9 protein-coding genes are annotated in these 7,949 nt (G+C 56.5%); 3 read left to right on the top strand and 6 right to left on the bottom strand.

Going from position 1 to position 7,949, the window contains the following annotated elements; translation table 11 throughout:
* The 3 genes from VJ956_RS14905 to VJ956_RS14895 all read left to right on the top strand — a co-directional run.
* A partial coding sequence (locus tag VJ956_RS14905; protein WP_324085829.1) for an Acg family FMN-binding oxidoreductase occupies window positions 1-1,022 on the top strand: 1,022 nt, incomplete at its 5' end.
* Complete coding sequence (locus tag VJ956_RS14900; protein ID WP_414674449.1) at window positions 1,003-1,479, top strand: DUF6544 family protein; 477 nt, start codon at window positions 1,003-1,005, stop codon at window positions 1,477-1,479. The genes VJ956_RS14905 and VJ956_RS14900, both read left to right, overlap by 20 nt.
* A 66-nt stretch (window positions 1,480-1,545) precedes the next feature.
* Complete coding sequence (locus VJ956_RS14895; RefSeq protein WP_324085827.1) at window positions 1,546-2,502, top strand: M23 family metallopeptidase; 957 nt, start codon at window positions 1,546-1,548, stop codon at window positions 2,500-2,502.
* A 396-nt stretch (window positions 2,503-2,898) separates the two neighbouring features.
* Here the strand turns inward: VJ956_RS14895 and codA are convergent, their stop codons facing one another.
* The 6 genes from codA to VJ956_RS14865 all read right to left on the bottom strand — a co-directional run.
* A complete protein-coding gene (gene codA / locus VJ956_RS14890; RefSeq protein ID WP_324085826.1) occupies window positions 2,899-4,128 on the bottom strand; it encodes a cytosine deaminase in 1,230 nt (409 codons plus the stop codon).
* Window positions 4,129-4,161: 33 nt separating this feature from the next.
* Window positions 4,162-4,866, bottom strand: a complete 705-nt coding sequence (locus VJ956_RS14885) for a PucR family transcriptional regulator (protein ID WP_324085825.1) — start codon at window positions 4,864-4,866, stop codon at window positions 4,162-4,164.
* On the bottom strand, window positions 4,867-6,150 hold the full coding sequence (gene codB / locus VJ956_RS14880; protein ID WP_324085824.1) for a cytosine permease: 1,284 nt from the start codon (window positions 6,148-6,150) through the stop codon (window positions 4,867-4,869).
* Window positions 6,151-6,376: 226 nt separating this feature from the next.
* Window positions 6,377-6,871, bottom strand: a complete 495-nt coding sequence (locus tag VJ956_RS14875) for a class III extradiol ring-cleavage dioxygenase (protein WP_324085830.1) — start codon at window positions 6,869-6,871, stop codon at window positions 6,377-6,379.
* On the bottom strand, window positions 6,814-6,939 hold the full coding sequence (locus VJ956_RS14870) for a hypothetical protein (protein ID WP_324085823.1): 126 nt from the start codon (window positions 6,937-6,939) through the stop codon (window positions 6,814-6,816). Before VJ956_RS14870 ends, VJ956_RS14875 begins: the two co-directional genes overlap by 58 nt.
* 13 nt (window positions 6,940-6,952) lie before the next feature.
* On the bottom strand, window positions 6,953-7,949 hold a 997-nt coding region (locus VJ956_RS14865), incomplete at its 5' end, for a glutathione S-transferase family protein (RefSeq protein ID WP_324085822.1).

Raw genomic sequence — 7,949 nt, 5'->3', positions numbered from 1 at the left:
TGGAGACCGCCATGAACTATTCGGATGCTGTTAGTGAAACCTGGTGCCACAGCGACCCTGGTGTCTCGGCACGCGACTATAAAGTATTGGTGCGGTACGCCACCCTCGCGGCGTCCAGTCATAATACCCAGCCCTGGATATTCCAACTTGAATCCAACCGGATACGTGTTCTTCCTGATCTGTCCAGGCGTTGCCCTGCGGTCGATCCGGATGATCACCACCTGTACGCCAGCCTTGGGTGCGCCATCGAGAATTTGCTTCTGGCAGCACAAGCGGCTGGGCTAAAGGGCCACTGTCAATTCGATGCATCAACAACAGGAATTCAGGTTGACCTTGAAGAGGCGGCGGCCGAGCGGTCTGCTCTTTTCGACGCGATTCCTGTGCGCCAGTGCAGCCGTTCAGAGTATGAAGGGACGCCGCTAACGCAGAAGGAATTGAAAAAGCTACAGGACGCCGGCTATGGTGACGGCGTGTCGGTGCTGCTGATCACCAGCGCCGAGCAAAAGGACCTGGTTACAGACTACGTCGCTAGAGGCAACGAAGCCCAGTTTGCCGATCCTCGGTGGGCTCATGAACTCAAGTCCTGGATTCGGTTTAACCGCAAGGAGGCGGTGCGATCAGGCGATGGACTTTACGGGCCCGCCATGGGCAACCCTCCCGTGCCACGCTGGCTCGGGTTACTGGCAATGAAGGGCACGTTTTCTGCCAAAAACCAGAACAAAAAAGATAAGCGACACATCCAGAGCTCTTCTGCCATTGCCGTCATCTACTCGGAGGCCGATGACATACCGCACTGGATCGAAGCAGGCCGATGTTACCAGCGCCTCGCTCTTCAGGCTGCGGCTCTGGGTTTGCGGACCGCATTCATTAACCAGCCCGTGGAAGTAGCGACACTGCGCCCTGAATTTGCTCACGCAATCGGGATTGGGGATCGTCGTCCGGACCTTATCGTACGCATTGGCCAGGGTCCGGAGATGCCAAGATCCCTCAGGCGGCCGGTTGATGAGGTTCTCCGGTTCTGACAGCCAAAGTTGGACGCGGTTCTGGCTCATGGGCTTGCTGCCAATAGCCCGGCTCGGCGGAAATTCAGACCACACACGTTCAGCGTTTGGCCGCTACGTGGCCGAGGCCGTTTTCTGGACACCAGCGGCGGTGCTGCCAGGGACCGGTATTGCCTGGGAGGCCCTGGATACCGATCGCGCCCGGGTCACCATAAAATATCGTGGCCTGTCACAGTCAGTTGATCTGACCGTGGGGGCAGATGGTCAGCCAACGCAGGTTCAGTTTGAGCGATGGAGCAATGCCAATCCAGAAAAGCAGTACCGGCTGCAACCGTTCGGTGGGTATCTCTCCGAATTCCGGTACTTCGATGGTTTTCGCCTGCCTACCCATGTGGAAGCCGGGAATCATTTTGCCACGGATCAATACTTTCCATTTTTCGTGGCGGATGTGACTGCTGTCGAGTTCCCCCATGACTGATTCCGGTCATCGTCTTATCGCCCTGTGGCAATGGGTTCTCTCTCACAGGGAAAAAAGGTCTGACCGATGTCCTGGATGGTAATGGTCACACAGGTTCTTCTGCCGCTGGCGCTACTGGCCTGGATGGCGTTTTACCCGGCCGCCGGATGGCTTGCGTGGGGAGTTCAGCTGATCTCGGTAACGGCGGTTCTGCTGGGTATTGGTCTCGCCGCTCTGTGGGCTGTGCCGCCATTCTGGGTGCCTTACGCCTACGGCTTTGTGCTGCTTCTTATTGTCGCTACCCACCTGCTTCGGAAACGTACACCCGGCCCTGGATTATGGCGAGCGTCAACAGCGAGCTCGATTGCGATCATTATGGCCGCACTGTTGGGCTCGTTTGGCGGTTATCTGGGCTGGCACGCAGCGAAGGGGCGGATGCTGCCCGAGGAAGCGGTGGTAGACATAGCCCCGCCCTTTCCTCCGGGGCACTATCTCATTGCCCATGGAGGGAGCACACCGATGATCAACGTTCACCTCAAAACATTGAACCCGACAGTCGAGCGATTCCGTCCCTGGCGAGGTCAGAGCAAGGCTCTGGACATCTTCCGGATTACCCCCCTGGGGCTTCACAAGAATGGCTGGAAGCCGACAGATCCGGCCAGATACACAACCTTTGGCGTGCCGGTTCTCTCGCCATGCAGCGGCGAAGTGCCCCTGGTGGTTGATGGAATAGAAGATATGCCGGTTCCGAAAATGGACCGCGACCATATGGCTGGCAACTATGTCGCTATCAATTGCGGGGACTTTTTCGTGATCCTTGCGCATTTACGCCAGGGAAGTATCACAGTAGCAGCCGGGGCCAGAGTAAAAACCGGTGACATCCTTGGGCAGATGGGCAACTCGGGAAACAGCTCGGAGCCGCACCTGCATGTGCATGCTCAAAGAGGGCTGCCAGAGAAAGCGCCCCTGGCTGGCATGCCGCTTTGGCTCACTATCGATAACCGATTTCTGGTGCGCAACGATACCCTTCACGTTGTTCCATAAGACAAACAGGAAATGGTAATCATTGGTGCGGTTGTAAACATCCCTGTTTTAGTTCCACTGCTGATAAGAGTTTTCGGCCCCTTGGTGTTTCGCCAGACATTCCAATTGCGTCACGTCTTCAGTGAATTGGAGACGAAGGAAACGAGGTCACGCGGCCCAGGGAGAAGTCCGCTTTGTGGTCATAGCAACTAAGCTTGAGCCGAGGCGGACCAAACTATGGTGAGCCTGACCTGTCCCCAATCACTGAACCGCTCACTGCTTAACAATGCCGGTTAATTGACCCTACCCCTGAAAACCCTTCACTAATCTAATCAACCGAGACTGCCCAGGCCGTCTGATAGCACCCTTACAAAGGGGAGGCCTCGGGCAGATCTAATGCTCTCCTACTCGCTCCTTTCAGCTCCGACGATCCACAAGAACCCGGCCATCACGCACCGACGCCAGAACCGGCAACTGACCCAATAACACCTCATAAGGCGAGCGGCCCTGCAAAACCACGCAGCGAGCAGGCAGACCTTCCTCAATGCCGTACTCTTTCAGATCCAGAGCGGCGGCTCCGTTATCGGTAATTAGTTCCAGTGAATGGTCGATCCAGCCCATGCCCAACATGTGGCAAGCGTGCAGACCGACATCCAGGGTCCGTAGCATGTTGCCATTGCCCAGGGGATACCATGGATCGCGAATGGAATCCTGGCCAAAGGCCACTTTCAGGCCGGCATCCAGCAGTTCCGGCACGCGGGTCAGGCCGCGCCGTTTCGGATAGTTGTCGAATCGACCCTGAAGGTGAAGGCTTTCGGTGGGCATCGACAGGAAGCGCAGACCGGATTTCTTCAATAACCGGAAAAGCCGGCTGCAATAGTGATCATTGTAGGAGCCCATGGCGCAGGTATGGCTGGCGGTAACGCGGGAGCCGTAATCCCGCCTTAGTGCCTCGGCCGCCAGGACCTCCAGGAAACGGGATTCGGGATCATCGATTTCGTCGCAATGCACATCGACCAAAAGGTCGTGCTTGTGGGCCAGCGCCACCAGCCATTGAACAGACTCAACGCCATAATCACGGGTGAACTCGAAATGAGGAATGCCGCCGACGACATCGGCTCCCAGCCGCACCGACTCCTCCATCAGTTCCTTACCCTGGGGAAATGACCAGAGGCCCTCCTGTGGAAACGCCACAATCTGAAGATCCACAATTTTGGCCATGCGCTCGCGCACTTCGAGCATGGCCTTCAGGCCCGTCAATGTGGGGTCTGTTACATCCACATGGGTGCGGACGTGCTGGATACCGTTATCAGCAAAAAGCTTCAGCGTCTGTTCTGCACGGCCAACTACGTCGTCGCGGGTCAGGCTGGCTTTGCGCTCGGACCAGCACTCAATACCCTCAAACAAAGTGCCACTCTGGTTCCAGCGCGGCTGACCTGCGGTGAGGGCCGCGTCAAGGTGGATGTGTGGTTCAACAAATGGCGGAACCACCAGGTTGCCGGCCGCATCCAGCTCCCTTTCGCCAGCGGTCGCGGCCACAGACTGAACCGTGACCTGCGCAAACCGGTCATTTTCCATGGTGATCCGATGCAGCTCGTCACTACCCTGCAGACGGGCATTGATAATGGCATTCAGAGAGTCTTTCATAGCATGTCCTTCGTTGAATTTTCCCGGCCGCATTCATGAGTGTCTCAACAGATGGGCCAGCAGTAGTGTCTTGTAGTGCTCAATAGACTCCTTATCTTCAGGCGCCGCCCCCATCAGCCGATCCATTCGTTTGCGGACGGTATTGCGATGACAGCCCAGAGCCTCTGCCATTGCACACTGATTGCCCCGGTTCTCAAGCCAGGCGCGTAACATCTCCGACGATTCCGTAAGCTGGCTTCCAGAAATTGGCAGATACCGTTTGATCAGGAGAACCAATTGCTCCTTGCCGATCAATTCAACCACGTCCTCAGCCATGGACTGAACCTGTCGGTGCTCTGTCAGCATTTCTGCAGAGATAATCGCGCGGCTGATGACCTCGGTAACGTCAACCATTGGCAAGGCATAGGGCTGCTCAAATAACGGTAACGACAGCTCATCAGCCAGCCGGTCCAGCATCGCCGGCAACTGTCCGATGTAGGCCTCCCCGGTGAGGATCACCAGGCCAGAGACACTGCAAGCTTTCGCTTCATAGAGACACTCGGCCAGGTTTTCAGGACTTCTATGGCGACTGATACCGGTGACAAACACCAGCTCTCCACCCTTGACCCAGGGTCTGAAGGAACGGTTCTCGGCCAGGTAGGGCCAGCGCACTTCATTATCCGCACCTGAATGTCCACCCCGGAGCTTGATAAGCTCAAGCCCCGGAAGCTCCGGAATGTCCCGACATCGCAACACCACTCAGGCTGCCCCCATGACCAGTGTCCGGCGTGCACGAACTGCCTCGGTCAGGATCAGAATCAGTCCAAAGCTGAAAGCAGCAACGACTACCCCTACGATGGGCGCAATCCAGGGAGAAGAATAGGCCGCCGCCGAACCAATAACGTAGGCTGCCAGTCCCGGTAGATTGAACGCTGGCAGGTTTGCCTGATCAAGCGCGGGATACTTCTGTTTGTAACCTATAAAGAAGCTCGCCATGATCACCCCGCCAATCGGCGGAATGAACGTGCCCAGCAGCACCAGGAAAGGGATCAACCACTCGTACATACCCATCACAGCCAGCGCAGTGCCAATGGCTGCGCCACCAACAGTCACCAATTTCCGCCGACGGGTACGGAGCATGTTGCAGCCGGCAACCGCAAAGTTGTAGACGGTATTGTCCTGCGTTGTCCAAAGATTCAGAAACAGCATCAGAATACCCAGGGTGGCCAGGCCCTGCGCGACCATTATGTCGACGATATCGGACTGTTGATAAACAAGAGCTCCGAACGCCCCGATCAGTGTCATCAGACCGTTACCCAGAAAGAACGCAAGCAACGTGGCTATAACCGCTGTTTTCCCTGATCTGGCAAAACGAGTCCAGTTGGTTGCTTGCGTACCCCCGCTGACAAAGGTGCCGAATACCAGGGTGATGGCTGCAGCTACCGTCATTTCACCGGTTGGTGTGATCGCAAGCAAACCGGAAAAACCACCGGCATCTGAAGTGGCGATGGTCATGCTGATACCCACCAGGATTATCATCGCTGGTACCGCGAAACGTGAAAGCAGCTCCAGACCCCGATAACCGATAAATGCGGTCACACAAAAGCCGAATCCGAAGACCACCATCAGTGGTGTCGTCCAGGTTTCCGGCAAACCAGTCAGCTTTACCAGAAGGATAGCCATGGTGGCTGTACCCCAGGCGTACCAACCGATCTGAGTAAAACCAAGTATGAAGTCGGAAAGCTTGCTGCCGATCTCGCCAAAGGTGAATCGGCTCATCAGGGCCGTATTCAGACCGGTCTTTGCAGCTATGTAGCCCAGTGCAGCTGCATACAGGCCCAGCAATAAATTGCCGGCGCCCAGAACCAGCAGCATTGTGGAAAAATCAAAGGCGACACCGACGCTTCCGCCAGCCCACATGGTCGCCGTGAAAAAGGTAAAGCCAAGTAATACGAAACCCATGGACCAGATACTTTTACGCTGATCCATGGGCACAGGGCTTAGGGGGTAATCCTGTTCTTGAGGGGTTGTCTCGGTTGTCATTTCATCTCTCCGGTTGGGTAAACAACGGTAGAAATGGCAACCTTCGTGCCAGGCCGGGCTTAACGTATACAAAGTTTGATGAAAACATTATAGAACCTGTGCAATTTGCACATCTTTAAATAAAAACAGAGGGATGAGCCGGCGGACCTGACCGGTTCTGGTGCAGAAATGCGGCCCAATCCCATTTTAGTGCGCCGGTTTCAGTCCGGCTGCTGCCAATATCCGTTTAAACTTTCCAATAAAACATTCCCGCTTTTTTCCCGAGAATCGTCGCTGAAACGTTCGTTTGACTGGCCCTGTTCGCCAGCCCATAACACACATGCAACGACAGCAGATGCTCCTCGCGCGGGTGGCAGAACCGGGCGTGGGGTGCACGCTCCCAGGCCACCAGTCGCGACGCACGCTCCGCCTCAGACAGCTCCACGTCGGTGCAGGTTTCCTCCAGCCAGGCTTCAAAGGCGTCGTTCCGGGCGCGCATCTCGGCGGTGTCCGGCGCAAAGAAGGCTCGCATGTTGTGAAAAGAGAAGCCGGATCCGATAACCAGCAGGTTGTTGTAGTCCAGCGCCTGTAATGCACGACCGATGGCCAGATGCGTCGCTGCATCCAGACTGCTCACCAGGGACAACTGCACACAGGGAATATCCGCCGCCGGGTACATCAGCTTCAGGGGAATGAACACGCCATGATCAAAACCCCGCTGATCATCGAGTCGCGAAGAAATCCCCGCCTGCTCCAGAACGCCATGGATCTGGCTTGCCAGATAAACAGGATATCGGTATGGTTGCTCATAACAGTTTTAACCTCAGATCTCGCCTGGCCCTGCCGGCACAATCCCGGATGGATTCAGCGCCTTGATGGAATAATAACCGGCCTTGATATGATCGATGTTCACGGTGTTGGCAATACCCTCAAGCGCCAGTATCCGCCGCATGTAATCATGCAGAAACGGCATGGCTTTCAGGGTATTGCGGTTGCACTTGAACAGCCCATGATAGGCGGCGTCGAAGCGCACAAGCGTCACGAACAGGCGTATGTCGGTTTCCGTCAGATCATCGCCGAACAGATAGGTGCGCCCGTCAGACAGACGTGATTCCATGCTGTCCAGAGCGGCAAACACCTTGCCATAGGCTTCGTCATACGCCCTCTGGCTGGAAGCGAAGCCGGCCTGGTAAACGCCGTTGTTCAGGTCTGTGTACAGGTACTCATTGAGCCTTTCGATGTCACCCGCCAGCGCCTCCGGATACAGATCCGGCCCCCTATCAACAATCTCTGCGAAAGCACTGTTCAGCATCCTCAGGATATCCGCAGACTCGTTATTGACCATGGTTCCGGTGTGTTTGTCCCAGAGCACCGGCACCGTAGCGCGACCGGAAATGCGCGGATCGGCACGGGTGTATAGCTCATGCATGAAGCGCGCACCGTTGAGTGTGTCTTCATCCGCGCCGGGGTAGCCGCCAAACTGCCAGCCCTGGTCGGTCAGCCGGGGATTGACGACGGTCACACCGACCACCTCTTTCAGCCCCTTCAGTTCCCGGGCCATTAGTGTCCGCGATGCCCAGGGGCAGATGTAGGCCACGTAAAGGTGATAGCGTCCCTGCTCGGCGCTGAACCCACCGGTGCCGGTGGGACCCGGCCTGCCATCCGCCGTGATCCAGTTGCGAAAGGGGGAGGTCTGGCGAATAAACCGGCCCTCCGCATCTTTCGCCTGCACCGGTTGCCAGTTTTCCTGCCAGATCCCGTTAACCAGCATCAGCCAACCCTCCCGGTTCCTTCCAGGCCGTACCCGCCGAACCAGCCAA

Origin of the sequence: Marinobacter sp., assembly GCF_035268745.1 — a bacterium.
Taxonomy (GTDB): Bacteria; Pseudomonadota; Gammaproteobacteria; order Pseudomonadales; family Oleiphilaceae; genus Marinobacter.
The sequence above is the reverse complement of the archived record's forward strand: the minus strand, read 5'-3'. Positions and strand labels throughout refer to the sequence as shown.

Excerpts from the sequence above, each read along its gene's own strand:
- VJ956_RS14900 (WP_414674449.1), top strand. The coding sequence starts at position 1,003 with ATGAGGTTCTCCGGTTCTGACAGCCAAAGTTGGACGCGGTTCTGGCTC.
- VJ956_RS14895 (WP_324085827.1), top strand. The coding sequence starts at position 1,546 with ATGTCCTGGATGGTAATGGTCACACAGGTTCTTCTGCCGCTGGCGCTA.
- codA (WP_324085826.1), bottom strand. The coding sequence starts at position 4,128 with ATGAAAGACTCTCTGAATGCCATTATCAATGCCCGTCTGCAGGGTAGT.
- codB (WP_324085824.1), bottom strand. The coding sequence starts at position 6,150 with ATGACAACCGAGACAACCCCTCAAGAACAGGATTACCCCCTAAGCCCT.
- VJ956_RS14870 (WP_324085823.1), bottom strand. The coding sequence starts at position 6,939 with ATGAGCAACCATACCGATATCCTGTTTATCTGGCAAGCCAGATCCATG.